Here is a 25,621-nt window from a genome sequence, read left to right as displayed (position 1 = left end):
GCGGTGGAATTTCCAACCCCGCCATATTAAACCGAACGAAACAACTCCGAGGGAAGACATGCCGTACCGCGCGCCAATCGCTGACTATGAATTTTTGCTACGAAACGCGGTCGGGTTTGACCAGATCGCTGCGACTGAAAAATTCGCGGAAGCCAGCGAGGACGTAGTCAGCGCCATCCTGACCGAGGCCGGGAAGATGTGCGAAGAGATTATGGCACCGCTTCAACGCCCCGGTGATCTGGAACCCGCGCGTCTGGAAAACGGCGTGCTGCGTACTTCGCCGGGTTATGCGGACGGCTGGAAAGCCATTGCCGAAGGCGGTTGGATCGGGATGAGCGCGGACCCCGAATATGGTGGCATGGGCCTGCCGATGACTTTGACCACAGCCGTAAACGAAATGATGGCGGCCACTTGTCTGTCGCTGCAACTGGCCCCTTTGATGACCCAGGGCCAGATCGAGGCGCTGGAACATCACGCCAGCGATGAATTAAAAGAGCTGTACCTGCCCAAGATGATCGCAGGCGAATGGTCGGGCACCATGAACCTGACCGAACCGCAGGCCGGATCGGACGTTGGCGCGCTGACTTCAAAAGCGGAACCCAATGGCGACGGCACATATGCGGTGTCGGGTCAGAAGATTTATATCTCGTGGGGCGACAACGATTTTGCCGAAAACGTCTGCCATCTGGTTCTGGCGCGTCTGCCTGATGGTGTTCCGGGCACGAAAGGCATTTCTCTGTTTCTGGTGCCCAAATACCTGCCGGACGAGAATGGAAACCCCGGTGTGGCCAATGACCTGAAAGTGGTCTCGCTGGAACACAAGATGGGTCTGCATGGTTCGCCGACCTGTGTGATGCAGTATGACGGTGCCAAGGGCTGGCTTGTGGGTAAGGAACATGGCGGAATGGCCGCGATGTTCACCATGATGAACAATGCGCGTCTGGGCGTTGGCGGTCAGGGAGTGGGCGCTGCGGAAGGTGCCTATCAGCACGCGGTACAATACGCTTTGGAGCGGAAACAGGGCAAGACACCGTCCGGGACCATTATCGACCACGCGGATGTGCGCCGGATGTTGATGGCGATGCGGGCCGACACTTTTGCTGCGCGCTCGATCATGCTGGCAAATGCGGCTGCGATCGACATGGCCGATGCCACTGGTGACGCGGATTGGAGCGCGCGTGCGGCGTTGCTGACCCCGATCTGCAAGGCGTTCGGCACCGAAACCGGTATGCGTGTCTCGGAAACCGGTGTTCAGGTGCATGGCGGCATGGGCTTCATCGAAGAAACCGGAGCTGCACAGTTTTACCGCGACGTCCGTGTGACTGCGATCTACGAAGGCACCAACGGCATTCAGGCCATGGACCTTGTCGCCCGCAAGATGATGGATGGTGGCGAAGCCGCCAGCCGTCTTCTGGACGAAATCGAAGATCACGCAGAAAAAGCCCGCGCGACTATGCCCGAATTGGCCGGACCTGTCTGGGAAGCCACCGAGAGCCTGCGTGAAGCTACCGAATGGCTTGTGTCGCAGACTGACATGAATACCCGTTTCGCAGGTGCGGTGCCTTATCTGCACGCCTTCGCGCGTGTTTTGGGTGGGCATTATCACCTCAAGGCGGCTCTGGCGGAACCGGAAGGCCCCCGCTTTAAGCTGGCGCGCTATTATGTCAATGCGCTGCTGCCTGAGTTCGCGGGTCTTCTGGCGCAGGCGCAGAACGGCGCGGATGATGTCTATGCCCTCAGCGCGGACGAGCTGGCAGCCTGATGGACGGCAATACCTCTTTGGCGATCCGCTATCCATGGCCCGAGCCTCCGGCTACGGGCCAAGCGATCGAGGTCGCCGAAGGTATTCTGTGGATGCGGTTACCGCTGCCCATGGCGCTGGATCATGTCAATGTCTATGCGCTGGATGACGGTGATGGCTGGACGCTGATCGACACCGGATTCTCGTCGAAAAAGACCCGTGCGATTTGGGAAACCCTGATGGCTGGCCCCTTGGCGGGTAAGCCGGTCAAACGCGTGGTGGTCACCCACCATCATCCGGATCACATCGGCAATGCAGGTTGGTTCCAATCGGAACACAGCGCGGAACTGATCACGACCCGCACGGCGTGGTTGTTCGCGCGAATGCTGACGCTGGATGTGCAGGAAAACTGGCCGCAGGAAACGCTGGACTACTATCGCAGCGCTGGCATGGCGCCGGACATTCTGGCCAAGCGCTTGACCGAGCGTCCCTTTAACTATTGCGACACGGTTTACCCGATGCCGTTGGGCTTTACCCGGATCAAGCAGGATGGCGTGATCCGCATGGGTGGTCGCGACTGGGTCGTGCATATGGGCAATGGCCACGCACCCGAACATGCCACATTCTGGAGCCGCGACGACAATCTAGTGATTACGGGTGATCAGATCCTCAGTTCGATCAGCCCCAACCTTGGCGTCTTTGTCACCGAACCGATGGCCGACCCGGTCGCTGAATGGCTGGAGGCGTGCGAGCGTCTGCAAGGTCTGGCCCGGCCAGATCAACTGGCGCTGGGCGGGCATAAGCTGCCATTTACCGGTTTGCCGCTACGGATGAAGCAGTTGATCGAAAATCATCACAGTGCACTGGATCGCCTGCGCGACTATCTGGACACGCCCAGAACCGCCGCCGACTGTTTCCTTCCGCTGTTCAAGCGCAAGATTTCCGGAGGTGAGTACGGGCTGGCTTTGGTCGAGTCGGTTGCACATCTCAACCATCTTTACCACATTGGTGCTGTCACCCGGACGCTCCGTGCGGACGGGGCGTGGGAGTTTCAGCGCAAAGGGTAAAAGTATGGACAAGATCGAAACCTCGGCCGAGGCAGCAGAATCCGCGGCCCTTCCCCGGTGTTACGAGGTACATTCCAACCCCGATGCGAAATCTGGCGCGAAAGACCTGCCCGACCCATTGAAGACGCCCGTAGAAACCAAAAGCCCGGCGCAATGGGCCTATGAACGTCTGATCCTTTACATCCAGAACTTTGAGCAGACATTGGACAGCGACCACGAGATCGCGATGGGCTTTACCGGCGGCGATGCGGGTGTCATGCGGATCGAAGGGATGGGGTATTTTGACCCAGATGTCATCACTTTCTACGGCTCGGACGCGACTGGTGCGCGAACCCAGCTTGTGCAACATGTGAGCCAATTGAACGTGATGTTGCGCGCCCTGCCAAAATCGATCGAAGACAAACCCGCAAATCGCATCGGGTTCCGGCTGGCGGCTAATCTGGAAGAAAGCTGATCGCCTGACTTGCAATTCGTGACGGCGCGGCCTTGAATGAAGGGATCATTCAGGGGGTTGTCAGGTGACAAGTTTCTCAGCCGTTACAAATGCCTACAAGGGCGCGTGGGCGCGCCGCCGCGTTTTTGTTCCGATCTATTTCGTGGTGCGTCTGCTTTTGATCGCGCTGATCACGCCGGGGCTGGCGATTGCCGCGAACCTTGCAGTTTCACTGTCCAGCCAGACGGCGCTGACGGATCAGGACATCGCGGCCTTTGTTCTGTCTCCGGCCGGGTTTTTGGTCGCTGTCGCTGTTCTGAGCCTGTTTCTGCTGGCCGAAGTGTTCGTGTTTTCCGTCATGGCAGGATCGCTGCGGATGGGGGAATCTGACCCTTGGCGCGCAGGAAGCGCTGCCATTGGCCTGATTTTGACGAGCCTTCCAGCGCTGTTTGGTTTCGCGGTGCGTTTTGTTCTGCGGGTCTTGTTGTTGGTTTTACCCTTCGCGGCAGTGTCCGCCGTGATCGCTTGGTGGACACTGACGGAATATGACATCAACTATTATCTGACTTTCAAACCGCCCTCTTTTTGGGTGGCCGTGGTTCTGATCGGGGCTGTTTTGCTGGTCATGGCCTGGGTTCTGATCCGTAGATTGTCAGGATGGGCACTGTCGCTTCATCTGGTTTTGTTCGAACAGGTGCGCCCGGCTGAGACCTTCGCCCTCAGCACCGAAAGGATGGAAGGGAAACGAGGTCAGCTAAAGATCGAACTTGCGGTGTGGCTGATAGTGCGGCTGCTGATTGCGACACTGATTGCATGGGTTGCCGGGGTGCTGTTCGCCATCGTGCCACTTCAGGACAGCTCGAACCTGCGCTTGGCATTGACCTACAGCCTATTGATTGCCGGGTTATGGTCGCTGGCGGGGCTGGTTTTGGCGGCGACGGCGCTGGGCGCATTGGCCGTGGTTCTGGACAGGTTCTTTGAAATCAGGACGGATGAGCCCCCACACCCCGAACCCGGCAGCCTGCGGGTGCCGCTGTTCACCGCCGTTGGCGGCGCTGTCGTCGCGGTGCTGATCGGTCTGTGGTTTGGTCAGCATCTGTTGGAACAGGTACAGGCCCCCGACCGGGCCGAGGTCATTGGCCATCGCGGGGCTGCGGCCTTGCGGCCGGAAAACACGATGGCGGCAGTCCTGAAAGCGATTGAGGACGGCGCCGATTGGGTCGAGATCGACGTGCAGGAAACGGCGGATGATGTTGTGATCGTTGCCCATGATAGCGACTTTATGAAACTGGCGGGCGTCCCCACCAAGATTTGGGATGTGACGATGGAAGAGGTGGCCGAGATCGACATCGGCGGTTGGTTTGACCCCGAATACGCGGAAGAACGCACCCCGACCCTGCGCGACGTGCTGGCGGCGGCCAAGGGCAATGCGAAGGTCATCATCGAGTTGAAATATTATGGCCACGACGTCGATCTGGAAAACCGCGTGGCGGCCTTGGTCGAAGAATTCGATATGCAGGACGACATCGCCACGATGTCGCTGAAGTATCCGGCCGTGCAAAAGATGAAGAAATTGCGCCCGGATTGGCGCGCAGGGGTTCTTGCGGCCACCGCAATCGGTGATCTGTCGGGGCTTGAAGGGGATTTTGTCGCCGTAAATGCTGCGATGGCAACGCCGGGGCTGGTGCGTTCGGTTCAGGCGGCGGGCAAGGATATCTATGTCTGGACGGTGAACGATCCGTTGCAGATGTCGGCGATGGCGTCGATGGGCGTGGACGGGCTGATCACAGACCGCCCCGCTATGGCGAACGAGGTTCTGCGCGTGCGTGCCGAAATGGGGCCGGGTGAGCGGTTGCTGCTGTGGCTGGCCAACGCCTTTGGCCTGTCAGTAGACACAGAGGCGATGCGAGATGACAGCCCGTAACCTGATTTTTTCGGTGGCCCTGATCGCATCACCTGCGCATTCGCAGGATGTCCTGCGCAGCATCGAAATGCCCGCGCATCGCGCATTGATCGCGCAACTGGATGAGGAGGCGCTGACGCCGTTTGAAACAGATGGCTGTTCGGGCGGCCTGTCGGCAAGCTGGCGTTTCGTTGCCGATACGTTTCCCAAGTTCCGCGCCCTCTACGAAGCCCACCCGCCATGGGAGGGATGCTGCATTACCCATGACCACGCCTATCACAATGCCGGTAGCGCGCTTACGGCCGAGGACAGTTTCGAGGCCCGCGTGTCCGCCGACAGCGCTTTGCGAGCTTGTGTCAAACAGCACGGAGAAGACCACGCCGATGACTACGCGCTGCGCTATGACATGACGCCGGATCAGATTCGTCTAGCGCACTCCGTGACCGCCGAAGCAATGCACGCAGCCGTCCGATTTGGCGGAGCTCCGTGTTCCGGGCTTCCGTGGCGCTGGGGGTTCGGCTATCCGGGATGTTCGGTGTTTCTACCCCTGACCCCTGCGCGCGAATGACGTGGTGACAGGCCCGGGATTTTCGATTATCCAACATCTCAAACACGCGAATTGGGATTCTGACAATCATGGCTGAACACAAGCACGGCGAAATGGACATCACCGTCCAAACCAAAACCTTCAACGGGTTCATCAAAGCGACCACATGGTGTGTGGTTGCCATCGCCTTCCTCTGCCTTTTCCTGGCGGTCTTTGCCGCTTAAATTCGAAGAACGGGGTTGGCCGTGATCAGGGTTTTGATTGCCTGCCTGTTGGCTGTGACAGTTGCGGGTTGCGCTGGGTCACAGCGTCCGCAGGCGGACTTGGCTGAAATTTCGGCGCGGTCCTATCGTGATCCGGGGCCGTCGACCCTGACCCTTTATACAATGATCAGCACCCGGACGGGTTCGGGTGCCCATACGTCGCTGATGATCAGCGGCAGCGAAAGGGTGATCTTTGACCCCGCCGGATCATTCAGGGCGGATGTGGTGCCGATCAAGGATGACGTCCTGTACGGCATTACCCCAAACGTGGAACGCGCCTATCGCAGCAGCCATGCGCGCGAAACGCATTATGCGCGCATCCAAACCGTCGAAGTGACCCCCCAGCAGGCCGAGATTGCCCTGCAGCTTGCCAAGCAATCGGGGCCGGTTGCAGGTGCATTCTGTGCAAATTCGACCGCCCAGTTGCTGCAGCAGGTGCCGGGGTTCGAGCAGATCGAAACCACTTTTTACCCCGTCAAGCTGTCGGAGCAATTTGCGCAGTTACCGGGTGTTCAAACCGCCGAGTACCGAGAGAATGACGACGCCGATCTTCAAGCCGGTCTCGCCTTTAATAATGCGCAATTGAACCAATTGGAGGCTGACTCAGCCCAGTAGGTAGAGCAGCCCGTAAAGCGTTGCGGCCCCGCTGAAGATGGCCGCGATCACGTTCTTGGAGAATAGTCCGACAGTTATGGCCACAGCCGCCGCCGCCATGCGCGGTGCGTCGGGTTGACCGCCTGTCGCTGTGGGCCAGACGACCAACGGCGCGATCAGCGCAGGAATGATTGCCACAGCCGTATAGCGCAGATGGCGCAGCAACCATGGCGGCATCGGACGATCTCCGACCAGGCCGATAAAGACAAAGCGCAGGGCATAGCTGCCGACGGCAAGTCCGATGATGATGGTCCAGATCGTGACCGGATCAGGTTGTGTCATGCGGCTGCCTTTCTGCGGTCGGCCAGCAATTCGGCCTGTGCGCCAGCGATCATGCCAGCGCATCCGGCGATCAGTAGGCCAAGATTGAACGGAATCGCCACCGTAAGCAGAGAAACCACGATTGCAACCAGAGCCGCTACGACATGGGGGAGGGTACGCATCATCGGGCCGATCATCGCCAGAAATGTGATCGGCAGGGCAAAATCCAGCGCCCAGCTTTCCGGGATACGCGTGCCCAGAACAGCACCGAGATAGGTTGCCAGTATCCAAAGAGGTGTGATCGGCGTGACCGAGCCGACGAAATAGGCCATCCGTTGCGGGACGGTCATGTTTGGCTCTTTCTCGAATTGAACGATCGAACTCGCATAGGATTGGTCGACAGTCAGATAGGCCGCGCAAGCACGCTGCCACATCGGGGCCGCGCCCAGAAACGGCGTCAATGAGGCCGAGTACATCGCCATGCGCAGGTTCACCGCCAAGGCGGATACCAGAATGATCGCGGTCGGGGTCTGATCCTGCAGCAGTTGCAGGGCGGCGAACTGGGCGGCCCCGGCAAATACGGTTGAGGTGAACGCCATCGTCTGGACGATGTTCAAGCCTGCTTCGGTCGCAAACACGCCAAACAGCGTGCCGAACGGGATCGCAACAAAGATAAACGGGGTCCCGTCCCGAAACCCTTTCCAGAAGTATGACTTGGATGTGGTGTCTGCCATGGCTAAATCCTATGGTGTTGATCGCAGCAGTAGCGATCTTGGGAAAGGGTTGCAATTGGCCACGGAACAGAACCTGTCAGACTACATCATCGCCCCCGACCCGAAAGCGGCCCGCCTGACTCGTGCGGTCGAAGGCGTGGATCAGAATGGCGAGGCCAGCCAGATTTCAGTGGTGGAAGAGCGTCCTTTGACGATTTTCCTGAACTCGCAAGAGATCGTGACCGCGATGACAATTGGCGATTACCCCGAATATCTGGCGCTGGGTTTTCTGCGCAATCAGGGCATGCTGCTGCCTGACGACCAGATTACCCGTGTCGATTACGATGACGATCTGGAAACCGTCGTTGTCCGCACGGCGCGCGAGACGTCTTATGAGGATAAGCTAAAGAAAAAGACCCGTACCAGTGGCTGCGCCGTTGGAACCGTCTTTGGGGATATGATGGAGGGTCTCGAAGACGTGCGCTTGCCTCAGGTCACCGTGCGCACATCGTGGCTTTATGATCTGGCGGCCAAGATCAACCGCACACCCTCGCTCTATCTTGAGGCGGGTGCGATCCATGGCACGGTGTTGTGCCGGGAAAACCGTCCGCTGGTTTATATGGAGGACGTGGGTCGGCACAACGCGGTCGACAAGATCGCCGGTTGGATGCTGTCCGAGGGCGAAGCGGCAGAGGACAAGATCCTGTACACCACAGGTCGTTTGACCTCGGAAATGGTGATCAAGACGGCGATGATGGGTATTCCTGTTCTGGCATCCCGTTCGGGTTTCACGGCCTGGGGCGTTGAGATCGCGCGCGAGGTTGGGTTGACGCTGATCGGTCGGATGCGCGGGCAGCGTTTCGTGTGTCTGGCAGGTGAAGATCGGCTGGTGCGAGACGTGGACCCAGCAACCGTTCCGGTGGAAGACAAAAAGCATAAAAGGAAAAGTGCATAGGGTTAGATTTGGACCCTTTGCAAATAATTCTGCGATTTCCGTCGGATATGCCCTAGGATGGGGCAGGGTAAACAGAAGCGCAGGTGAATTCCCACCTGATGGCAACATGGAACTGATCAATCTTATCGCGCCGGTTTTCGCGGTAATCCTGACCGGATACGTATTTTCCTGGACGAACCTTTTGGGCCAGGACACGTCTGACGCGCTTGTGCAGTTTGCGGTTTATGTCCTGATCCCGGCCATCATGTTTTATCTGATCGGGCAGGAAGAGTTCCAAAATCTTCTGAATTACGGGTTCTATCTGTCTTACGGCGGGACGTTGCTGCTTTTGTTCCTGTTGCTTTTCGCAGGTTTGAAGAGTTTCACGGGATTTGAGACCGGTTCTGCCACCGTCGCGGCCTTTGCCGGGGTTGCCTCGAATACGGCTTTGGTCGCCTTGCCCGTTCTGCACGCGATTTTCGGAGCCAAGGGCGCGCTACCGGCTGTGTTGGCGAATTTGGTTGTCGCCTTGTTGCTTTTGGTCATGACGACCGTGTTGGAAAGCACGGCTGGACATAAAGCCAGCGCCAAGACACCAATCCACAAGATTTTCCTGAACGTGCTGAAAAACCCGATCATCGCGGCCACATTGCTGGGGGTCGCGTATTCCTTCACCGGGATCGGGTTTTCGGATTCGGTGTCCGATTACCTTGAACTTCTGAGTCAGGCTTTGGCCGCGGTTGCGCTGTTTGCAATCGGCTTCACGACAAGCGTACGGACGATTATTAAAACGGGACCTTTGATCCTATTTCTGACACTGGTCAAGCTGATTGCTGCGCCGGGGCTGGTGTTGCTGGCGGCGCATCTGATTGGTCTGGACCCGCTTTGGACAATCGCCGCAACGGTTTCAGCGGCGGTTCCGACCGCCAAGAATATTTTTCTGCTTGCCAAGCACTATGATCAGGAACCAAAACTGGCCGCGCATATCGTTTCTGCAACGTCGTTTTTGTCGGTGGGAACGTTGATCATGTGGTTATTTGTTTTACACAACCTTTATCCAACCGCGTTCCAATTGAACTGAGTTCGATTTACAAGGTTATAAGCGACTGATCCCAATCAGGTACAGGAATGAATAAACCTCTCGGCGTTATTCTTGCAGGCGGTCTGGCCACCCGGATAGGGGGTGGAGACAAGGGCCTGCTGAAAATTGGCGACAAAAGCCTGCTGGACCACGTAATTGGCCGGTTGCGCCCGCAGGTGGCTGATCTGGCGCTGAACGCGAACGGCGATCCGGCCCGGTTTGGTGGGTATGACCTGCCGATTGTCCCCGACACGATCGAAGGGTTCGCAGGCCCGCTTGCAGGTGTCCTGGCCGGGCTCGACTGGGCGGCTGAACAGGGTGCCGAATGTATCGTCACCGCCGCCGCCGATACGCCGTTCTTTCCGCGCGATCTGGTTGTGCGCCTGACCGAGGCAGCAGAAGGGCAGGCCAACCCGCTGGTTCTTGCAACCACGCCGAGCACAGGGGATGAGGCCTTGAAATCCGGGGGTGGGAAAAAGATCAACCGGCACCCGACATTCGGACTGTGGCCCGTGGCGTTGCGTGACGATCTGCGGGCGGCTTTGCAGGGTGGTTTGCGCAAGGTCGTCCTGTGGACGGATCAGCATGCGGGGCGCGAGGCGCTGTTTCCTGTTGATCCCTTTGATCCTTTCTTCAACGTCAACACACCGGATGATCTGGACAGGGCGCAGAATTTGTTGGCACAGGCATGAGAATATATGGCGTCACCGGCTGGAAGAACGCAGGCAAAACCGGGCTGATGGAACGTCTGGTGGCGGAAATCAGTGGGCGGGGATTTTCCGTGTCCACCGTCAAACACGCGCATCACAGTGTAGATGTCGATCAGAAGGGCACCGACAGCTATCGCCATCGTACCGCCGGGGCCAATGAGGTTTTGCTGGCTTCGGGTCAACGGATCGCCATCATGCAGGAATTGCGCGGAGCGCCCGAGCCGTCCTTGCAAAGCCTTCTGGCCCGACTGAACGCGGTTGATCTGGTTCTGATCGAAGGTTTCAAACGTGAGGCCCATCCCAAGATCGAAGCTTTCAGGGCCGAGCCTGGGAATAACTTGTTGGCACGTGACAGCGACACGATACGCGCCGTGGCTAGTGACACACCGATGGACTTGAATGTGCCCGTTTTCGATCTGAACGACACAAAGGCCATCGCGGATTTTATCCTGCAGGAAGTCGGGTTATGAGCAAACCGAACATCGCACCGCCCCCATTGAGCAACGATTGTTTTGCGCTGCCCGCCGGGGTGAGCTGGACACCGGTGGATGATGCCCTGGCCGTGTTGCAGGATAGGCTGACAGGTGTGACCGGGTCTGAAACGATTCCGGTCTCGGACTCCGAGGGGCGAATTCTGGCTGAGGACATACAGGCCCTGCGTTCGAACCCACCGCAGCCGAATTCCGCCGTTGACGGGTACGGGTTTTCCGGACCTGCCTCGGAAGGGCCGCAGGTGATGCCCCTGCAAGATGGACGTGCAGCAGCGGGGATACCCTTTGAGGGGCAGGTGGCCTCGGGCCATGCCCTGCGCGTTTTGACAGGCGCCGCCTTGCCCGAGGGCGTGGACACTGTCGTTCTCGAGGAAGACGTCACCGTCAAGGATGGCCATGTCGCTTTTCACGGACCGCTCAGGAAAGGCGCAAACGCACGCCGCGCCGGAGAGGACGTGACCGAAGGCGATGCGGTTTTGCGCGCCGGGCGACGGCTGACCTCGGCAGACCTTGCGCTTCTTTCGGCGATAGGGATTGCCGAGGTGCCGGTCCGCCGCAGGTTGTGCGTTGCTGTTCTGTCGACAGGCGATGAGCTGGTTGAACCCGGTGACGTTGCCGGGCCGGGTCAGATATTCGACGCCAACCGTCCGATGCTGTTGTCGATGATCGGGAAAATGGGCTTCGAAGCGGTTGATCTGGGGCGTGTCCCCGATGACCGTACGATCCTAAGAGACAGGTTGGATCTTGCAGCCGGGCAATCGGATGTGATCCTGACAAGCGGCGGAGCGTCGGCGGGGGATGAAGATCACGTGTCAGCCTTGTTAAAACAGGCCGGTGCGATGCAGGAATGGCGGATTGCCTTGAAACCGGGTCGCCCTCTGGCGCTTGGGATGTGGAAGGAAACCCCTGTTTTCGGCCTGCCCGGTAATCCCGTGGCGGCGCTGGTCTGCACGCTGATATTTGCACGTCCGGCGCTTGGTCTTTTGGCGGGAGAGGGTTGGTCGACGCCACAGGGCTTCGACCTTCCTGCCGCGTTTGAAAAACACAAGAAACCCGGACGACGCGAATACCTGCGTGGTCGCGTCCGCGAAGGTCGGGTTGAAGTCTTTGCGTCGGAGGGGTCCGGTCGGATCAGCGGGCTGAGCTGGGCGGAAGGTCTGGTCGAGATCGAGGATGGTGCCCGCCACATTCAGCCGGGCGACACCGTGCGATTTATTCCCTATGGCAGTTTCGGGCTTTAGTCGAATGTACCGGCGACACGCCCCAAAAGCATGAAAGCCCGCGCGGTTCGCGTATCGCCAAGCGCGGTCAGATCGGCATCGCTGGCATCCGGTTCAAACTCGACAATCATGTGATCGAACCGACGCAGGAAATGATGTGCCGCATCCCGAAAAATCGGGTCCTGCTTCATGCGTGCAGCTGTCAGTGCAAGGGACGATCGGTCGCGGATTCCGCCCAATGCCGCAACCGCGCGACCGCGCGCGCCTTGGGCGAACTGTCGCCAGACTTCTGGTCGCGCCATGTCGGGGCGCAGGTCGTCCATATAGATGCCTTCCTGACTGAGCAGGGTCAGAACATCCTGTGACGCCTGCACCAACTGTGCCGTTTTCCGATCCTTCAGGGCGAGCCGAAGGGCGTCGAAGCCTTCGGTGTCTTCCTGTGTCTCGGGGAAATTCAGCGCGCGAATAAAGACACCCGTGCTCAGCCGCGGGGCAATGTCGTCGGCCTGCGTGCCCAGCTCCAGCGAGGTTTGGTCCCCGGTTCCGCTGTTGATCGTGCTGCGCGCGGGTTCGGTACGCTGGGTCGAAAAAGTTGCCAGTGCGCTTTCGGTCTTTTTTGCGGTCTGAGCGATTTCATCCAGTTTCTTGGTAACGGCGGGTTCGTACCCGCTGGCGGCGCGCTGTTGTTGCACCACGTAAGCCTGCCGGATCGCGTCAATGGCGGTTTGCAGCCGGGCGCTTTCCTCGCGCATGACCCGGCTGGCACGCATCGACGTCGCAGCAACCCAGATCATCGCGACGGGCATGAAGACAGCCAGCAAGGTAACAACAAAGCTGCCGCCTTCCACCTTGCCGGGCAGGACCAGAAACACGACCGACACGATCAGCCAGATCACACTGAGCGCGATCGCGACAATCTCGATTTCGGTCACTGACGGCGTTGCGGGCTTGTCATAAATGCCCAGTGTGGTCGGCCGCTCGGCTTCCTGCTCTGGCGTGGGCTCGGACATGGTTACCGCTCCGGTCAGGCGTATTCGATGTTCAGAATCTCATAAGAGCGCACACCGCCGGGGGTGCGGACTTCGACGCTGTCGCCTTCGTCCTTGCCGATCAGGGCGCGGGCGATGGGGGATTTGATGTTGAGCAGGCCGTTTTCAATATTGGCCTCATACTCACCCACGATCTGCCAGGTCTTTTCCTCATCCGTGTCTTCGTCGACAAGCGTGACCTTTGCACCGAACTTGATCGCGCCCGACAGCTTGGCAGGGTCGATTACATCAGCCAGCGACAGGATGCTTTCCAGCTCTTTGATGCGGCCTTCGATAAAGCCCTGCTTTTCACGGGCTGAATGGTATTCGGCATTTTCCTTCAGATCGCCCAGCTCGCGGGCTGTGGCGATGGCTTCGATGATCGCCGGACGTTCGACCGACTTGAGGTTTTTCAGTTCCGCCTCGAGCGCGGCATTGCCCGCGGGCGTCATCGGAATTTTTTCCATGTTCTTTTCGTCCACGCATAAAATTGTTTCGCCCCGCCGCATGAGACAAGCGTCGGGGCGAATTGATGGGTCGTCAAATACCTGACCCAAATGGCGTGGGAAATGCAAGGGGGCGAAGCCGCCCAACATGCGGAATACAGCCTAGTCGTAGCTAATGACTTCGAATTCGATGCCGTTTTCGTCATCAAAGTAGAACCGTTTACCGGGTTCGTAGTCCGCGTGCGACTTTGGCGTGAACCCGGCTTTGACAACCCGGGCTTCGGTTTCGTCGATATCTTCGACCAGAACACCAACATGATTAAGCCCGCCAATGATGTCATAGCTGCTTTCGCCTGATGGTTTGGGATCGCTGGGTGCGTAAAGCGCCAGATAGGTATGCGGGCTGCCCACGTGGACAGTATATCCGCCCGCGATCGCCGGTCCTTCCCAGCGGGTTTTCCAGCCAAAGACCTGATGCATCCACTTGGCCGAAGCCTGCGGGTCACGGACCGTGAAGTTGGTGTGTTCAAGCGTCGCCATCATGGGATCTCCTTTTCAATTTGAGGCTTGTCCCGACTCACCGTAATTTCTAAACCTAACTTTAGGTCAAGATATTTTTGAGGGTAAAATGGCAATATCTGAGGGGCTTGCAATTGGCGCTCTTGCACGGCGTACGGGGTTGGCAGTTTCGGCCATTCGATATTATGAGGCTCAGGGCCTGATCGCGCCTTGGCGGAATGCGGGCGGGCAGCGACGGTATCAACGCGCTGATATTCGTCGGCTGAGCTTTGTCATGATCGCACAACAGTTCGGCCTGACCTTACCCGAAATTCGTGAGGTGTTGTCTGGCTTGCCGGGCAACCGGACCCCGACCCCAAAGGATTGGCAGAAAATCAGTGTCGAGTTGCGGACCCATCTGGATCAGCGAATCGAGACACTGACACGACTGCGCGACAATCTGGATGGTTGTATTGGTTGCGGGTGCCTGAGCTTGCCGAAATGCGCGCTTTACAACCCGGATGACCGTGCCAAGTCCTATGGTAGCGGTCCCAGGTATCTGATGGGGGACTCTCCCGAGGCATAACTGCCGCATTGCAGCAATGTTACGCCGTGTTTTGATTGACCAAGGTCTTTGTGACCATGTAATCACCCGTGAAACAAAATTGCGCAGACCACGCAGTGAAAGCGCCAATTCGGAAAGTTAGCTAAGGAGCCCGCGATGGCCGAGATTGAACGCGAAGCGATGGAATACGATGTGGTGATCGTGGGTGCAGGCCCCGCGGGCCTGTCGGCGGCCATCCGTCTGAAACAGTTGGATGCGGACCTGAATGTTGTGGTTCTGGAAAAGGGCTCGGAAGTGGGCGCGCATATCCTGTCGGGCGCGGTTCTTGACCCGTGTGGCCTTGATGCGCTGATTCCTGACTGGAAGGAAAAGGGCGCGCCGCTGAACACGCCGGTCGAGGAAGACAATTTCTATATGCTGGGTGAGGCGGGACAGATCCGCATCCCCAACTGGCCGATGCCACCGCTGATGAACAACCACGGCAATTACATCGTCTCGATGGGCAATGTCTGCCGCTGGATGGCTGAACAGGCCGAAGAGCTGGGCGTGGAAATCTTCCCCGGCATGGCGTGTTCCGAGCTGGTTTACGGCGAGAATGGCGAAGTTAAAGGCGTGGTTGCGGGTGTCTTTGGTCTCGAGGCCGACGGCTCTTATGGTCCCAACACCGAGCCGGGGATGGAGCTGCACGGCAAATACGTCTTCCTGTCGGAAGGCGTGCGAGGGTCGCTGTCCAAGGAAGTTATCGCCAAATACGATCTGCAAGCCGGTAAAGAGCCGCAGAAATACGGCGTCGGCATGAAGGAAATCTGGGAGATCGACCCAGCCAAGCACAAGGAAGGCTCGGTCACGCACACGATGGGCTGGCCCTTGGGCAGCAACGCAGGCGGCGGGTCGTTCATCTATCACCTTGAAAACAATCAGGTCTATGTCGGTTTCGTGGTCCACCTGAACTACAAGAACCCGCACCTGTATCCCTATATGGAGTTCCAGCGCTTCAAACATCACCCGATGGTGGCCGAGCTGCTAAAAGGCGGCAAGCGCGTGGCTTATGGCGCACGCGCAATCACCGAGGGCGGCTATCAGTCGATGCCGAAACTGGTTGCGCCGGGTGTGGCGCTGCTGGGCTGTTCGGCGGGTATGGTCAACGTGCCGCGTATCAAGGGCAACCACAATGCGATGCTGTCAGGCAAAGCCGCAGCCGAGGCCGCGTTTGACGCGATCAAGGCTGACCGTGCGGGTGATGAGCTGACTGTATACGAAGCCGACGTGCGCGACGGTGCCATCGGCAGCGACCTGAAGAAGGTGCGCAACGTCAAACCGATGTGGTCGAAATGGGGCCTGACAGCGTCGCTTGCCTTTGGTGGGCTGGACATGTGGACCAACACACTGGGCTTTTCGCTGTTCGGCACTTTGGGTCACGGCAAGAACGATGCCGAAGCAACCGAAGAGGCCAGCAAGCACACGCCCATCGACTATCCCAAGCCCGATGGCGTGCTGTCGTTTGACCGTTTGACCAATGTCTCGTTTGCAATGACCAACCACGAGGAAAGTCAGCCCTGCCACCTGCGGCTGTCCGACCCGGCGATCCCGGTCAATGTCAACCTGCCCAAGTTCGATGAACCAGCGCAACGCTATTGCCCGGCAGGCGTGTACGAGATGGTCGAGGATGAGAACGGACCGCGATTCGTCATCAACTTCCAGAACTGTGTTCACTGCAAGACCTGCGATATCAAGGATCCCAGCCAGAACATCACCTGGACCACGCCACAGGGTGGTGACGGGCCAAACTATCCCAACATGTAAGCGAAAAGACGGGCACTGGCAGGGTCGTGAAGGCTCTGCCATTGCCTCTTACCTGCCAAAGTCCTAGCTTGTTGGTCAGTAAACAATAGCAAGGCAGGATTTTGGTGGCTTCCCTCCTCCGTCGCGCAGCGCTGGTTGCGCTGCTTTCTTCGTCAGTCACGTTTCCGGCTTTTTCGGATACCGGGTCCGGGCCATATTTGGCCGGGCGTCAGGCGATTTTCCAAAACGATTATACCGCAGCCGAGCGTTACTTTGCGCAGGCCCTGCGCGCTGACCCCGAAAACCACAAGCTGCTGGAAAGCGTCGTTGTTGCCCGGCTGTCGCTGGGTGAGTTGCAGCGCGCCCAGCCTGTGGCCCTTACAGTTGTTGAAATGGACCTTCCCAGTCAGGCGGCTCGGATGGTTATCGCCGCTAACCTTGTTGCGGATGGCAAGCTGGACGAACTGTTGGCGCTTGATCCCGAAACGCAGGGCGTCGGACCGTTGGTCGACGGTTTGATGCTGGGATGGGCCCACATTGGTCAGGGGTCCATGACCAAAGCGATGGATCAGTTCGATCAGGTGGCGACACAGGAAGGGTTGCGGGAATTCGCGCTTTACCACAAGGCGCTTGCATTGGCCTCGGTCGGGGATTTCGAAGGGGCCGAGGCGATTTTTGCAGCCGACGAAGGGGCGGTTGCCAAGTTCACGCGCCGCGCGGCGCTGGCGCGGGTTGAAGTGCTGTCGCAGCTTGATCGCAATCAGGATGCGCTGGCCTTTCTGGATGACGTGTTTGCCGCTGGCAGCGACCCATCCATCGAAAGCTATGAGGTGCGCCTGACAGCGGAAGAAACCCTGCCCTTCACGCATGTGCGAACGGCGCAGGACGGCATGGCAGAAGTGTTCTTTTCCGTGGGGGCTGCGCTCAGCACCGAGGCGGCGGAGAACTACGTTCTGCTTTACGCACAAACCGCAGCTTTCTTGCGGCCTGACCACATTGACGCAATTTTGCTGAGCGCCGAGTTGCTGGACGAGCTCGAGCAATATGATCTGGCGGTCGAGGCATATCGCAAAGTGCCTGCCGAAAGCAGCGATTACCACGCAGCCGAATTGGGCCGCGCCGAGGTGCTTGGCCGCGCAGGTAAAACCGATGCGGCCGCCGAAGTCTTGCAGGCTCTTGCCACCCAAAGCCCGAACCTGCCCAGCGTTCATGTTGCGTTGGCCGATCTTCTGCGACGGCAAGAGAACTATGCTGCTGCGGTGGAAACCTACGACAAGGCCATCGAACTGATTGAAGGCGGTGTCGGGGGAAACTGGTTTCTGTATTATGCCCGCGGCATCTCGCACGAGCGGCTCAAGAACTGGGATCAGGCCGAGGCCGATTTCCGGCAGGCGCTGGAGCTGAACCCGGATCAGCCGCAGGTATTGAACTATCTGGGGTATTCGCTGGTTGAGCGGCGCGAGAAGCTGGACGAAGCATTGAACATGATCGAACGCGCTGTCACCGCGCGGCCTGACAGCGGCTACATCGTGGATAGCTTGGGTTGGGTTCTGTTCCGTCTCGGACGCTATGACGAAGCGGTTGAGCATATGGAACGCGCGGTTGAGCTGATGCCGGTGGATCCCGTGGTGAACGACCATCTGGGGGACGTCTATTGGGCCGTCGGACGCGCGCGCGAGGCTGAATTCCAGTGGAAGCGTGCCCTGTCCTTTATTGACCCAGATGACACGGATGGTGAAGCCGACCCGGACCGAATTCGCCGCAAGCTTGAGATCGGGCTGGATGCAGTTCTGGCCGAAGAAGGTGCAGACCCATTGAAGGTCGCAAATGAAGGCTGAGGCTTTCGCGCCCGCCAAGATCAACCTGACCCTGCATGTGACCGGTCGACGGGCCGACGGGTATCACCTGCTGGATTCACTGGTGGTATTTGCGGATGTGGGTGACACGCTGTGCTTCACGCGCGGAGATCACCTGTCGATCAAGGTTACAGGTGAGCATGCGGCAGGCGTTCCTGCGGATGATCGTAATCTGGTTTGGAGAGCAGCCAAAGCCGCAGGTTGGGTAGGGCATATCGACCTGAACAAAGTGCTGCCGCACGGTGGCGGGATCGGTGGCGGGTCGTCCGACGCGGCGGCCACTTTGCGCATGGTTGCCGATCAGGGCGGTGCCATTCCGGATGAGATCGCTTTGTCACTTGGCGCGGATATTCCCGTCTGCATGGCTGCGCAGGCCAGCCGAATGCGCGGCATCGGCGACGGGCTGACACCAGTTATTTTGCCGCAATTGCCAGCGCTCTTGGTCAATCCGGGCGTTGAGGTTCCCACAGGGGCCGTCTTCTCTGCGCTGGAAAGCCGCGACAACGACCCCATGCCGGACGAAATTCCGATCTTTGCCGCCGCTGAGGACTGCGCCATATGGTTGCGCGATCAACGAAACGATCTTGAAGGCCCGACCAAGGGGCTTGCACCTGAGGTTGGTCGGGTTCTAGGTGAACTCGCCGCCACCAAGGACGCTCTGCTTGTTCGGATGTCAGGGTCAGGGTCAACGTGCTTTGCGCTCTACCCCAGTATGAAGGCGGCCCATTTCGCAGCCTACGAAATTGGCGCAGCCTATCCCGACTGGTGGTGTCGCGCGGTTCAGCTCAATTGAGGCGAGACACCACATAATCCGCCAGATCGCGCAGCAAGGTGCGAATTTCATGGTCGGGTAGAATGTCGAGCGACGCTTTGGCCTTATTCGCCCATCCCAGCGCGTCCGAGCGCGTGGCGTCCAGTGTGCCGTATTTGGCCATCAGCCCAAGCACATGGTCCAGATCACCGTCTTCCTGACGGCCACGGCCAATCGTACGCTCCCAGAATGCGTGTTCTTCTGGGGTTGCTTGCGCGACAGCTTTGATTACGGGCAAGGTCAGTTTGCGTTCGCGAAAATCGTCACCGACGTTTTTGCCGGTCGCAGTGCTGTCGCCCTGATAATCCAACAGGTCATCCGCGATCTGAAAGGCGATCCCCAGCGCATCACCATAGTCATACAGGGCTTGAACCTGCTCTTCTGCTGCACCGGCGATGACACCGCCGACTTCGGTCGCGGCTGAGAACAATGCCGCCGTTTTGCCGCGTACAACCTGCAGGTAGATCGCCTCGTTGGTGCCCAGATCGGTGGCCGCCGTCATTTGCAGGACTTCACCTTCGGCAATTGTCGCCGATGCGTTTGCCAGGATATCAAGCACGCGCAGCGACCCGGTCTCGACCATCAACTGAAAGCTGCGCGAAAACAGGTAGTCGCCCACCAAAACGCTGGATTTGTTGTCCCACAAAAGGTTTGCCGTGGGGCGCCCACGCCGCTGGCCGCTTTCGTCCACAACATCGTCGTGCAGCAAGGTGGCGGTATGGATGAATTCAACAGTCGCGGCCAGCCGTACATGGTGGCCGCCCTGATAGCCAAACAGTTGCGCTGCGGCCAGAGTCAGCATCGGGCGCAAACGCTTGCCGCCTGCCTCGACCAGATGCGCCGTTACTTCCGGGATACGCGGGGCGTGCTCAGACGCCATGCGGGTTCGGATCAGCTCATTCACTGCGTCCATTTCACCCGCGAGAATTTCCGCCAGCCGCTCATGCGGTTTTGAGACCGTGCCGATAGTCATCACACTCCTGATACAAGGCTCGACTTCTGCCGCACCTTGCCCTTACATCCATCCCCATGAAAGAACTTTTGCGCAGCACCGATCCAACGATCCTGGCGTTTGCATCCGCCCTTCTTGAAGGCGAGGATATAGACTGCTTTCAGATGGACGTAAATATGAGCATCCTCGAAGGCGGCATAGGAATTTTCCCACGCCGCCTGATGGTACGCGCCGATGACCTGGCACGGGCCGAGCGTGTGATGCGTGACAATGATATTCCGTTGGGCCGATGACGCTGTTTGCAGATGATGACCTGACTTTGAATGACTTTCTGGGTGGCCGTGTGCGCCTGTGGCAACCTCGTGGCGGATACCGCGCAGGGGTGGACCCGATCCTGCTGGCCGCTTGTGTTCCGGCAAAACAGGGCCAAAGCGTGCTGGAGTTGGGCTGTGGGGCTGGGGCAGCGGTGTTGTCGCTGATGGCACGCGTGCCGGGGTTGCAGGCCGTCGGGGTGGAATTACAGGCGCCGTATGCTGATCTGGCTCGTCGGAACGCGGTTGAAAACGCCGCACGGCTGGAGGTTATTCAAGCGGACTTGACGGAAATGCCACCGGACCTGAAACAGCGTCAGTTTGACCACGTGATCGCCAATCCGCCCTATTACCGTACCGGGGCACATAGCCCGTCGGTGGATCAGGGACGAAGCGTCGCACTGGGCGGGGACACGGCTCTGGACCATTGGTTCGACGCTGCGGCCAAACGCCTTGCGCCGAAGGGTTACCTACACATGATCCAAAAGGCGGATCGGTTGCCGGAAATGCTGACCTCGTGTTCTAGACGGCTGGGATCAATCGAAGTTGCACCCCTGTCAGCCCGGTCCGGGCGCAAAACCGAGCTGGTGATTCTGCGGGCAAAAAAGGGGGGCCGCGCAGCTTTCCAACTGCATGCCCCCCTGATTTTGCACGCAGGAGAACGCCACGAAAAAGACGGGGAAAGCTATACGCGGCACGTATCTTCGGTGTTGCGCGATGGCGCTGCGTTGGGCTGTTTCCCGGATCGATAGGCATTAACCAGCCGAATTTGTCGGATTTATTACAGATTCTGTGCGTCTGCAGCGTGACAGGCTGGAAACGATGTGGTCAACTTCTTACGTAAACCTGAGACACCAACAAAGGAGTATCGCCATGAGCGTGAGCGCACATCTGACGGAACTGAAGAAAAAGCACGAAACTCTCGGTCTCGAAGTAGAACAAGCCCAACGCTCGCCAGGTATCGATGATCTCCATATCGCTCAACTCAAGAAACAGAAGCTGAAACTAAAAGAAGAGATCGAGCGCCTGTCCAGTTAACTGCTCATACTGGCGCGGGCCGCAATTGTCGCGCCGCCCGTAATTAAAACGGCCGCGATCGCCAATCCCCACGAGGGGGCCGCGATCCCGGCCACAACCAAAACAAGCGTAGACAACAAGGGTGCCGCGTAGGACGCCGTTCCCAGAATCTGTATGTCGCCTTGTTTGACCCCTATATCCCAGACATAAAACGCCAGTCCCACCGGCCCCAGACCCAAGGCCAGTACGGATATCCAGCTTGTCGCTGTGTCCGGCCACACGGTCTCTTCAACGGCTAGGTGCAGTAAAGCGGACGCTATGGCCGTAGCAACGCAGAACACGGCGACTGAGCTTGTCGGCGTGTCGCCCAAGCGCCGGGACAATACCGAATAGCCGGACCATGTCAGCGCGCATAACAGGGCAAGGGCGTATCCCGGCAGGTGATCCGATTGGAACCCGGCACTTCCACCCCCGGCAATGATCACAGCGGCCCCCGCGAACCCCAGACAGGCACCGAACAGATGCCCCAGACGCAGGTTCTCGCCGGGCAACAGCCCGGAAAAGAGGACAATCAGCAAGGGCCAGAGATATGCGATCAAGCCAGCCTCGGCCGCAGGCGCCATGCGCAAGGCCGAGAAATACAGCGCGTGGTAGCCAAACAGCCCGATCGTTCCGAACAGGTAGGTTGTCCAGCGCACGTTTCGAAGCTGTGACAGACCACCATTGGCCCAGGTCCACATTAACCCAAGCGTGCCGCCGATTGAGAAGCATATGGCGTTTAACAACAATGGCGGTGTGGGCGCAGATCCTACCGTGAACAAGGCAAGCAAAGACCAAAGTAGGACCGCGATAAATCCGATCCCTGTCGCACGGGTTCTTGTCATGGGGCAGGGACCTCTTCCACCGGAATGATTTCGAATTCATCCGAGATATGCGCGGTTTTTTCAATCTCGTCCATGAACCAATCCCGGAAGGCGGCGATCTGTGGGCGATTCTCGGCACCTGGCAGACACAGAAACCGAAATCGCCCCCGCGTTTCGATGGCCGTCTTGAACGGTGCGACCAAGCGCCCTTCTGTCAGGTCCTTGATGATCATCGCGCGGCGACCCAGCACAACCCCAACCCCGGCAACCGCTGCGTCGATCGCGTGGTCTGCGTTCGAAAAATGCGCGCCATGGGTGGGCGCATAATTTACGCCGACCGCCCGAAACCATGTGGGCCAGTCACTGGGCGGTTGGAGAAACGCAATCGAGTCGTCAAAAATCAGGGGGGCGTCTTTCAGGCTTTCGGGCGTTGCATACCGTTCGGCCATTTCAGGTGTCATGACCGGCGTGAGCCATTCCTTGCGCACGGGCAGGGAATACAATCCCTCGTCATCGCCATAGCCAAACCGGATAGCCACATCTACGTCGTCACGCTCTAGATCCATATTGCGCAAGGTGGCCGAGAACTTGAGGTCAATCTCAGGATGCGCCCGTGCAAATTCATAAAGGCGCGGGGCAAGCCACTTGGCTGTCAAAGCCGGGCCTGCGGTCACGGTCAGGCTGGTATCGTTTCCTTGTCTTCGGGCCGCCTGCCAAGCGGCCTGCAATGCGGCAAAGCCCTCGGCTGCGCCGGGTGCCAGTGCGCGCCCGGCCTCGGTCAGTTCGACGGCTCGGTTAAGGCGGCGAAACAACGGGCGGCCCAGATGTTCCTCAAGCGACTTGATCTGAAAGGACAGGGCCGCAGGGGTGACATGCAGTTCTTCGGCGGCTTTCGCAAAGGACATGTGGCGCGCGGCGGCATCAAAGGCGCGCAACGCTGTCAGTGGGGGAAGGTAGTCGCTCATGGCATAAGAAATTCTTAACTGAAGTTCGCAGAAAGCTCGTTTGTCGCCAACATTGATAAGGCGCATATTCAGTTCAAGTCAAACAAAGCTGAACTGAAAGGATGTCTGCCATGATCGAGATGACAACAAACCCCGCAGCCGCCCGCGCCTTTCAGCGGGCCCATGCTGAACGCGGTAAGATGCTCAAGCAGGCCATGAACTGGCTTTTTGGTTCCCGCTGAACGCAGCGCGCGCGTCCTTACGGGATAAAAGAAGGGCCGGCCTGAAAAGACCGGCCCGTTTTTTTGTTTTCCGTGTTCGGATTACACGAAAAACTGTGCACCATTGGCCGAAATGGTCGAGCCGTTGATGAATTGAGAATCGTCCGACGCTAGGAACGCAACGCAGCGTGCGATTTCCTCGGGCTCACCCAGGCGACCAGCCGGGATTTGCGCAACGATGGAATCACGCACTTTTTCAGGGACCGCCATGACCATCTCTGTTGCGATGTAGCCGGGGCAGATCGCGTTCGCGGTGATGCCTGCGCGCGCGCCTTCCTGCGCGAGGGATTTCACGATGCCCAGATCGCCTGCCTTGGTCGCGGCATAGTTCACTTGCGCGAACTGGCCCTTTTGACCGTTGATCGAGCTGATGACGATGATGCGGCCGAACTTACGTTCGCGCATGCCGGGCCAGACAGGATGGACGGTGTTGAACACGCCAGTCAGGTTGGTGTCGATTACCTGATGCCATTGTTCCGGGGTCATCTTGTGGAACGGCGCATCGCGGGTGATGCCTGCGTTGGCGACCACGATGTCGATCGGGCCGACTTCGGCCTCGACCTTTTCGATCCCAGCCTTGGACTCGTCATAGTCGGCAACATTCCATTTGTAGGTGGCGATGCCGGTTTCCTCGGTGAATTTTGCTGCGGCTTCGTCATTGCCGGCATAAGTGGCTGCAACATTGTATCCTTCGGCCTTGAGCGCCTTGGAAATTGCTGCGCCGATGCCGCGGGAACCGCCGGTGACGAGTGCTGTACGTGCCATTTAGGACTCCTCCAATTCATATTGTCTTGGTAATGCTGTTACTTTGAGAGGTGATCTTGCGCAATATTATTTCGCTCTGAATTTTGAAGTTCCGCACGGTAATATCGTCGCATCTGTGGGGCAGGCCCCAGTGTAACAAAAAAGGGCGTCCACCGGACGCCCCTTTGTATTCGGGTTTCAAGTCACTTAGTCGCGCTCCACGCACAGGGCGACGCCCATGCCGCCGCCGATGCAGAGGGTCGCAAGACCCTTTTTCGCGTCGCGGCGCTTCATTTCGAACAGAAGCGTGTTCAGAACCCGGCAGCCCGAGGCGCCGATCGGGTGGCCGATGGCAATCGCGCCACCATTCACATTCACGATCGACGGGTCCCAGCCCATGTCCTTGTTGACGGCGCAGGCCTGTGCGGCGAAGGCTTCGTTGGCCTCAACCAGATCCAGATCGTCAACCGACCAGCCCGCTTTTTCCAGCGCCTTACGCGATGCATAGATCGGGCCGACGCCCATGATCGACGGGTCCAGACCGGCGGTGGCATAAGATGCGATGCGGGCCAGAGGCTCAATCCCGCGCTTTTCGGCATTCTCGGCCGACATCAGCAGGGTTGCCGCCGCACCGTCATTCAGGCCGGACGCGTTCGCCGCCGTGACCGAGCCGTCCTTGGTGAAAGCGGGGCGCAGCTTGGCCATCGCCTCCATCGTTGCGCCGTGGCGGATGTATTCGTCGCTGTCCATCACAATGTCGCCCTTACGGGTCTTGATGGTAAAGGGCGTGATCTCGTCGGCGAACTTGCCGGCCTTTTGCGCGGCCTCGGCTTTGTTCTGGCTGGCGACGGCGAATTCGTCCTGCGCATCGCGGCTGATCTGCCATTTCTCGGCCACGTTTTCAGCGGTCTGACCCATGTGGTAGCCGTTGAACGCATCCCACAGACCATCGCGGATCATGGTGTCGATGTATTTCATGTCGCCCATCTTGTGACCGGCGCGCAGCGCAGCGGCGTGGGGGGACAGGGTCATGTTTTCCTGGCCACCGGCGGCGACGATATCCGCGTCGCCCAACTGAATGTGTTGCGCGCCCAGCGCAACCGCGCGCAGGCCCGAACCGCAAACCTGATTGATACCCCAGGCGGCGCTTTCCTTAGGCAGACCGGCGTTGATATGCGCCTGACGCGCGGGGTTCTGACCCTGCGCGGCGGTCAGTACCTGACCCATGATGGTTTCGCTGACTTCGCCTTTTTCGATTCCGGCACGCTCAACCACGGCTTCAAGAACTGCCGTGCCGAGGTCATGTGCAGGGGTGTTGGCGAATGATCCGCCAAAGCTGCCGACGCCTGTGCGTGCTGCGGATGCGATTACTACGTTGGTCATTAAGACAATCCTTTACCATCAAGGTTCTGTGGGAAACATGACGGCGCAGGTCGCAGGGGTGCCCCCTGACAGAAAGAGCGCCTCGTGATCCCCCGCTCCAACTGCACTTGGAATAGCGCAAT

General features: G+C 58.7%; 29 protein-coding genes. 19 read left to right on the top strand and 10 right to left on the bottom strand.

The genetic code is table 11. The annotated features are described in order from the left end of the window. The first annotated feature begins 58 nt into the window (after window positions 1–58). From RUESEDTHA_RS04985 to RUESEDTHA_RS04955, 7 genes are all read left to right on the top strand, one after another. Complete coding sequence (locus RUESEDTHA_RS04985) at window positions 59–1,762, top strand: acyl-CoA dehydrogenase (protein WP_180884947.1); 1,704 nt, start codon at window positions 59–61, stop codon at window positions 1,760–1,762. Next, on the top strand, window positions 1,762–2,808 hold the full coding sequence (locus tag RUESEDTHA_RS04980) for an MBL fold metallo-hydrolase (RefSeq protein ID WP_180884945.1): 1,047 nt from the start codon (window positions 1,762–1,764) through the stop codon (window positions 2,806–2,808). Before RUESEDTHA_RS04985 ends, RUESEDTHA_RS04980 begins: the two co-directional genes overlap by 1 nt. Before the next feature lie 4 nt (window positions 2,809–2,812). Next, window positions 2,813–3,262 carry a DUF6173 family protein gene (locus RUESEDTHA_RS04975; protein WP_171211737.1) on the top strand — a complete coding sequence of 150 codons (450 nt, stop codon included), beginning with the start codon at window positions 2,813–2,815 and terminating at the stop codon, window positions 3,260–3,262. 64 nt (window positions 3,263–3,326) lie between these two features. Further along, the gene (locus RUESEDTHA_RS04970) at window positions 3,327–5,165 is read left to right on the top strand and encodes a glycerophosphodiester phosphodiesterase (RefSeq protein WP_180884943.1); all 1,839 of its coding nucleotides are present in this window, start codon (window positions 3,327–3,329) and stop codon (window positions 5,163–5,165) included. Further along, complete coding sequence (locus RUESEDTHA_RS04965) at window positions 5,152–5,712, top strand: hypothetical protein (protein ID WP_180884941.1); 561 nt, start codon at window positions 5,152–5,154, stop codon at window positions 5,710–5,712. The genes RUESEDTHA_RS04970 and RUESEDTHA_RS04965 overlap by 14 nt, the downstream gene beginning before the upstream one ends. Before the next feature lie 68 nt (window positions 5,713–5,780). Then, window positions 5,781–5,915: an aa3-type cytochrome c oxidase subunit IV gene (locus RUESEDTHA_RS04960; protein ID WP_171122663.1), complete on the top strand. Its 135-nt coding sequence runs from the start codon at window positions 5,781–5,783 to the stop codon at window positions 5,913–5,915. Window positions 5,916–5,936: 21 nt separating this feature from the next. Beyond that, entirely contained in the window at window positions 5,937–6,569 is a 633-nt protein-coding gene (locus RUESEDTHA_RS04955) for a hypothetical protein (protein ID WP_180884939.1), read from the top strand. On the opposite strand, the gene RUESEDTHA_RS04950 is transcribed toward RUESEDTHA_RS04955, so the two are convergent. Then, window positions 6,558–6,890, bottom strand: coding sequence for an AzlD domain-containing protein (locus RUESEDTHA_RS04950; protein ID WP_180884937.1), 333 nt, complete (start codon window positions 6,888–6,890; stop codon window positions 6,558–6,560). The two genes, RUESEDTHA_RS04955 and RUESEDTHA_RS04950, sit on opposite strands and share 12 nt — an antisense overlap. Then, window positions 6,887–7,603 carry an AzlC family ABC transporter permease gene (locus tag RUESEDTHA_RS04945; RefSeq protein WP_180884935.1) on the bottom strand — a complete coding sequence of 239 codons (717 nt, stop codon included), beginning with the start codon at window positions 7,601–7,603 and terminating at the stop codon, window positions 6,887–6,889. The genes RUESEDTHA_RS04950 and RUESEDTHA_RS04945 overlap by 4 nt, the downstream gene beginning before the upstream one ends. Here RUESEDTHA_RS04945 and RUESEDTHA_RS04940 point away from each other — a divergent pair. The 5 genes from RUESEDTHA_RS04940 to glp all read left to right on the top strand — a co-directional run bounded on the left by RUESEDTHA_RS04940 (window position 7,602) and on the right by glp (window position 12,039). Beyond that, a complete protein-coding gene (locus RUESEDTHA_RS04940; RefSeq protein ID WP_255431622.1) occupies window positions 7,602–8,537 on the top strand; it encodes a formate dehydrogenase accessory sulfurtransferase FdhD in 936 nt (311 codons plus the stop codon). The genes RUESEDTHA_RS04945 and RUESEDTHA_RS04940 overlap by 2 nt on opposite strands. Before the next feature lie 106 nt (window positions 8,538–8,643). Continuing rightward, on the top strand, window positions 8,644–9,597 hold the full coding sequence (locus RUESEDTHA_RS04935; protein ID WP_180884934.1) for an AEC family transporter: 954 nt from the start codon (window positions 8,644–8,646) through the stop codon (window positions 9,595–9,597). Window positions 9,598–9,644: 47 nt separating this feature from the next. Then, window positions 9,645–10,289, top strand: a complete 645-nt coding sequence (gene mobA / locus RUESEDTHA_RS04930) for a molybdenum cofactor guanylyltransferase MobA (RefSeq protein ID WP_180884932.1) — start codon at window positions 9,645–9,647, stop codon at window positions 10,287–10,289. Further along, complete coding sequence (mobB, locus tag RUESEDTHA_RS04925) at window positions 10,286–10,777, top strand: molybdopterin-guanine dinucleotide biosynthesis protein B (protein ID WP_180884930.1); 492 nt, start codon at window positions 10,286–10,288, stop codon at window positions 10,775–10,777. The genes mobA and mobB overlap by 4 nt, the downstream gene beginning before the upstream one ends. Next, a complete protein-coding gene (gene glp, locus RUESEDTHA_RS04920; RefSeq protein ID WP_180884928.1) occupies window positions 10,774–12,039 on the top strand; it encodes a gephyrin-like molybdotransferase Glp in 1,266 nt (421 codons plus the stop codon). Before mobB ends, glp begins: the two co-directional genes overlap by 4 nt. Here glp and RUESEDTHA_RS04915 read toward each other — a convergent pair. The 3 genes from RUESEDTHA_RS04915 to RUESEDTHA_RS04905 all read right to left on the bottom strand — a co-directional run bounded on the left by RUESEDTHA_RS04915 (window position 12,036) and on the right by RUESEDTHA_RS04905 (window position 14,035). Beyond that, window positions 12,036–13,028, bottom strand: coding sequence for a hypothetical protein (locus tag RUESEDTHA_RS04915; RefSeq protein ID WP_180884926.1), 993 nt, complete (start codon window positions 13,026–13,028; stop codon window positions 12,036–12,038). The genes glp and RUESEDTHA_RS04915 overlap by 4 nt on opposite strands. A 14-nt stretch (window positions 13,029–13,042) precedes the next feature. Further along, on the bottom strand, window positions 13,043–13,513 hold the full coding sequence (greA, locus tag RUESEDTHA_RS04910) for a transcription elongation factor GreA (protein WP_171122645.1): 471 nt from the start codon (window positions 13,511–13,513) through the stop codon (window positions 13,043–13,045). A gap of 141 nt (window positions 13,514–13,654) precedes the next feature. Beyond that, the gene (locus tag RUESEDTHA_RS04905; protein WP_180884924.1) at window positions 13,655–14,035 is read right to left on the bottom strand and encodes a VOC family protein; all 381 of its coding nucleotides are present in this window, start codon (window positions 14,033–14,035) and stop codon (window positions 13,655–13,657) included. A gap of 85 nt (window positions 14,036–14,120) precedes the next feature. On the opposite strand from RUESEDTHA_RS04905, the gene soxR reads away from it, so the two are divergent. From soxR to RUESEDTHA_RS04885, 4 genes are all read left to right on the top strand, one after another. Then, window positions 14,121–14,576 (top strand): redox-sensitive transcriptional activator SoxR, encoded by a 456-nt coding sequence (gene soxR, locus RUESEDTHA_RS04900; protein WP_180884922.1) that lies wholly within the window; start codon window positions 14,121–14,123, stop codon window positions 14,574–14,576. Between the two features lie 135 nt (window positions 14,577–14,711). Further along, window positions 14,712–16,358: an electron transfer flavoprotein-ubiquinone oxidoreductase gene (locus tag RUESEDTHA_RS04895; RefSeq protein WP_180884920.1), complete on the top strand. Its 1,647-nt coding sequence runs from the start codon at window positions 14,712–14,714 to the stop codon at window positions 16,356–16,358. A 101-nt stretch (window positions 16,359–16,459) separates the two neighbouring features. Next, on the top strand, window positions 16,460–18,175 hold the full coding sequence (locus tag RUESEDTHA_RS04890) for a tetratricopeptide repeat protein (protein WP_370456763.1): 1,716 nt from the start codon (window positions 16,460–16,462) through the stop codon (window positions 18,173–18,175). After that, window positions 18,165–18,986 carry a 4-(cytidine 5'-diphospho)-2-C-methyl-D-erythritol kinase gene (locus tag RUESEDTHA_RS04885; protein ID WP_180884917.1) on the top strand — a complete coding sequence of 274 codons (822 nt, stop codon included), beginning with the start codon at window positions 18,165–18,167 and terminating at the stop codon, window positions 18,984–18,986. Before RUESEDTHA_RS04890 ends, RUESEDTHA_RS04885 begins: the two co-directional genes overlap by 11 nt. Here RUESEDTHA_RS04885 and RUESEDTHA_RS04880 read toward each other — a convergent pair. Then, window positions 18,979–19,977 carry a polyprenyl synthetase family protein gene (locus tag RUESEDTHA_RS04880; RefSeq protein WP_180884915.1) on the bottom strand — a complete coding sequence of 333 codons (999 nt, stop codon included), beginning with the start codon at window positions 19,975–19,977 and terminating at the stop codon, window positions 18,979–18,981. The genes RUESEDTHA_RS04885 and RUESEDTHA_RS04880 overlap by 8 nt on opposite strands. A 56-nt stretch (window positions 19,978–20,033) precedes the next feature. Here RUESEDTHA_RS04880 and RUESEDTHA_RS04875 point away from each other — a divergent pair, with 56 nt between their 5' ends. From RUESEDTHA_RS04875 to RUESEDTHA_RS04865, 3 genes are all read left to right on the top strand, one after another. Beyond that, window positions 20,034–20,249: a DUF2007 domain-containing protein gene (locus tag RUESEDTHA_RS04875; protein WP_180884913.1), complete on the top strand. Its 216-nt coding sequence runs from the start codon at window positions 20,034–20,036 to the stop codon at window positions 20,247–20,249. Then, window positions 20,246–21,019, top strand: coding sequence for a tRNA1(Val) (adenine(37)-N6)-methyltransferase (locus RUESEDTHA_RS04870; RefSeq protein ID WP_180884911.1), 774 nt, complete (start codon window positions 20,246–20,248; stop codon window positions 21,017–21,019). Before RUESEDTHA_RS04875 ends, RUESEDTHA_RS04870 begins: the two co-directional genes overlap by 4 nt. A 121-nt stretch (window positions 21,020–21,140) precedes the next feature. After that, window positions 21,141–21,305, top strand: a complete 165-nt coding sequence (locus tag RUESEDTHA_RS04865; RefSeq protein WP_170563647.1) for a YdcH family protein — start codon at window positions 21,141–21,143, stop codon at window positions 21,303–21,305. Here RUESEDTHA_RS04865 and RUESEDTHA_RS04860 read toward each other — a convergent pair. From RUESEDTHA_RS04860 to RUESEDTHA_RS04845, 4 genes are all read right to left on the bottom strand, one after another. Continuing rightward, complete coding sequence (locus RUESEDTHA_RS04860) at window positions 21,302–22,168, bottom strand: DMT family transporter (protein ID WP_180884909.1); 867 nt, start codon at window positions 22,166–22,168, stop codon at window positions 21,302–21,304. The genes RUESEDTHA_RS04865 and RUESEDTHA_RS04860 overlap by 4 nt on opposite strands. Further along, window positions 22,165–23,112: a transcriptional regulator GcvA gene (locus RUESEDTHA_RS04855; RefSeq protein ID WP_180884907.1), complete on the bottom strand. Its 948-nt coding sequence runs from the start codon at window positions 23,110–23,112 to the stop codon at window positions 22,165–22,167. The genes RUESEDTHA_RS04860 and RUESEDTHA_RS04855 overlap by 4 nt, the downstream gene beginning before the upstream one ends. Window positions 23,113–23,414: 302 nt before the next feature. Further along, on the bottom strand, window positions 23,415–24,137 hold the full coding sequence (gene phbB / locus RUESEDTHA_RS04850; RefSeq protein ID WP_171122624.1) for an acetoacetyl-CoA reductase: 723 nt from the start codon (window positions 24,135–24,137) through the stop codon (window positions 23,415–23,417). Window positions 24,138–24,323: 186 nt separating this feature from the next. After that, on the bottom strand, window positions 24,324–25,499 hold the full coding sequence (locus RUESEDTHA_RS04845; RefSeq protein ID WP_171122622.1) for an acetyl-CoA C-acetyltransferase: 1,176 nt from the start codon (window positions 25,497–25,499) through the stop codon (window positions 24,324–24,326). Window positions 25,500–25,621 lie beyond the last annotated feature (122 nt).

The organism is Ruegeria sp. THAF57 (assembly GCF_903914075.1).
Taxonomy (GTDB): Bacteria; Pseudomonadota; Alphaproteobacteria; order Rhodobacterales; family Rhodobacteraceae; genus Ruegeria.
The sequence above is the reverse complement of the archived record's forward strand: the minus strand, read 5'-3'. Positions and strand labels throughout refer to the sequence as shown.

What these genes read in the sequence shown, in the direction of transcription:
- RUESEDTHA_RS04985 (WP_180884947.1), top strand. Translation starts at nt 59, where the DNA reads ATGCCGTACCGCGCGCCAATCGCTGACTATGAATTTTTGCTACGAAAC.
- RUESEDTHA_RS04980 (WP_180884945.1), top strand. Translation starts at nt 1,762, where the DNA reads ATGGACGGCAATACCTCTTTGGCGATCCGCTATCCATGGCCCGAGCCT.
- RUESEDTHA_RS04975 (WP_171211737.1), top strand. Translation starts at nt 2,813, where the DNA reads ATGGACAAGATCGAAACCTCGGCCGAGGCAGCAGAATCCGCGGCCCTT.
- RUESEDTHA_RS04965 (WP_180884941.1), top strand. Translation starts at nt 5,152, where the DNA reads ATGACAGCCCGTAACCTGATTTTTTCGGTGGCCCTGATCGCATCACCT.
- RUESEDTHA_RS04960 (WP_171122663.1), top strand. Translation starts at nt 5,781, where the DNA reads ATGGCTGAACACAAGCACGGCGAAATGGACATCACCGTCCAAACCAAA.
- RUESEDTHA_RS04950 (WP_180884937.1), bottom strand. Translation starts at nt 6,890, where the DNA reads ATGACACAACCTGATCCGGTCACGATCTGGACCATCATCATCGGACTT.
- RUESEDTHA_RS04940 (WP_255431622.1), top strand. Translation starts at nt 7,602, where the DNA reads ATGGCTAAATCCTATGGTGTTGATCGCAGCAGTAGCGATCTTGGGAAA.
- RUESEDTHA_RS04945 (WP_180884935.1), bottom strand. Translation starts at nt 7,603, where the DNA reads ATGGCAGACACCACATCCAAGTCATACTTCTGGAAAGGGTTTCGGGAC.
- RUESEDTHA_RS04935 (WP_180884934.1), top strand. Translation starts at nt 8,644, where the DNA reads ATGGAACTGATCAATCTTATCGCGCCGGTTTTCGCGGTAATCCTGACC.
- mobA (WP_180884932.1), top strand. Translation starts at nt 9,645, where the DNA reads ATGAATAAACCTCTCGGCGTTATTCTTGCAGGCGGTCTGGCCACCCGG.
- mobB (WP_180884930.1), top strand. Translation starts at nt 10,286, where the DNA reads ATGAGAATATATGGCGTCACCGGCTGGAAGAACGCAGGCAAAACCGGG.
- glp (WP_180884928.1), top strand. Translation starts at nt 10,774, where the DNA reads ATGAGCAAACCGAACATCGCACCGCCCCCATTGAGCAACGATTGTTTT.
- RUESEDTHA_RS04915 (WP_180884926.1), bottom strand. Translation starts at nt 13,028, where the DNA reads ATGTCCGAGCCCACGCCAGAGCAGGAAGCCGAGCGGCCGACCACACTG.
- greA (WP_171122645.1), bottom strand. Translation starts at nt 13,513, where the DNA reads ATGGAAAAAATTCCGATGACGCCCGCGGGCAATGCCGCGCTCGAGGCG.
- RUESEDTHA_RS04905 (WP_180884924.1), bottom strand. Translation starts at nt 14,035, where the DNA reads ATGATGGCGACGCTTGAACACACCAACTTCACGGTCCGTGACCCGCAG.
- soxR (WP_180884922.1), top strand. Translation starts at nt 14,121, where the DNA reads ATGGCAATATCTGAGGGGCTTGCAATTGGCGCTCTTGCACGGCGTACG.
- RUESEDTHA_RS04895 (WP_180884920.1), top strand. Translation starts at nt 14,712, where the DNA reads ATGGCCGAGATTGAACGCGAAGCGATGGAATACGATGTGGTGATCGTG.
- RUESEDTHA_RS04885 (WP_180884917.1), top strand. Translation starts at nt 18,165, where the DNA reads ATGAAGGCTGAGGCTTTCGCGCCCGCCAAGATCAACCTGACCCTGCAT.
- RUESEDTHA_RS04880 (WP_180884915.1), bottom strand. Translation starts at nt 19,977, where the DNA reads ATGACTATCGGCACGGTCTCAAAACCGCATGAGCGGCTGGCGGAAATT.
- RUESEDTHA_RS04875 (WP_180884913.1), top strand. Translation starts at nt 20,034, where the DNA reads ATGAAAGAACTTTTGCGCAGCACCGATCCAACGATCCTGGCGTTTGCA.
- RUESEDTHA_RS04870 (WP_180884911.1), top strand. Translation starts at nt 20,246, where the DNA reads ATGACGCTGTTTGCAGATGATGACCTGACTTTGAATGACTTTCTGGGT.
- RUESEDTHA_RS04865 (WP_170563647.1), top strand. Translation starts at nt 21,141, where the DNA reads ATGAGCGTGAGCGCACATCTGACGGAACTGAAGAAAAAGCACGAAACT.
- RUESEDTHA_RS04860 (WP_180884909.1), bottom strand. Translation starts at nt 22,168, where the DNA reads ATGACAAGAACCCGTGCGACAGGGATCGGATTTATCGCGGTCCTACTT.
- RUESEDTHA_RS04855 (WP_180884907.1), bottom strand. Translation starts at nt 23,112, where the DNA reads ATGAGCGACTACCTTCCCCCACTGACAGCGTTGCGCGCCTTTGATGCC.
- phbB (WP_171122624.1), bottom strand. Translation starts at nt 24,137, where the DNA reads ATGGCACGTACAGCACTCGTCACCGGCGGTTCCCGCGGCATCGGCGCA.
- RUESEDTHA_RS04845 (WP_171122622.1), bottom strand. Translation starts at nt 25,499, where the DNA reads ATGACCAACGTAGTAATCGCATCCGCAGCACGCACAGGCGTCGGCAGC.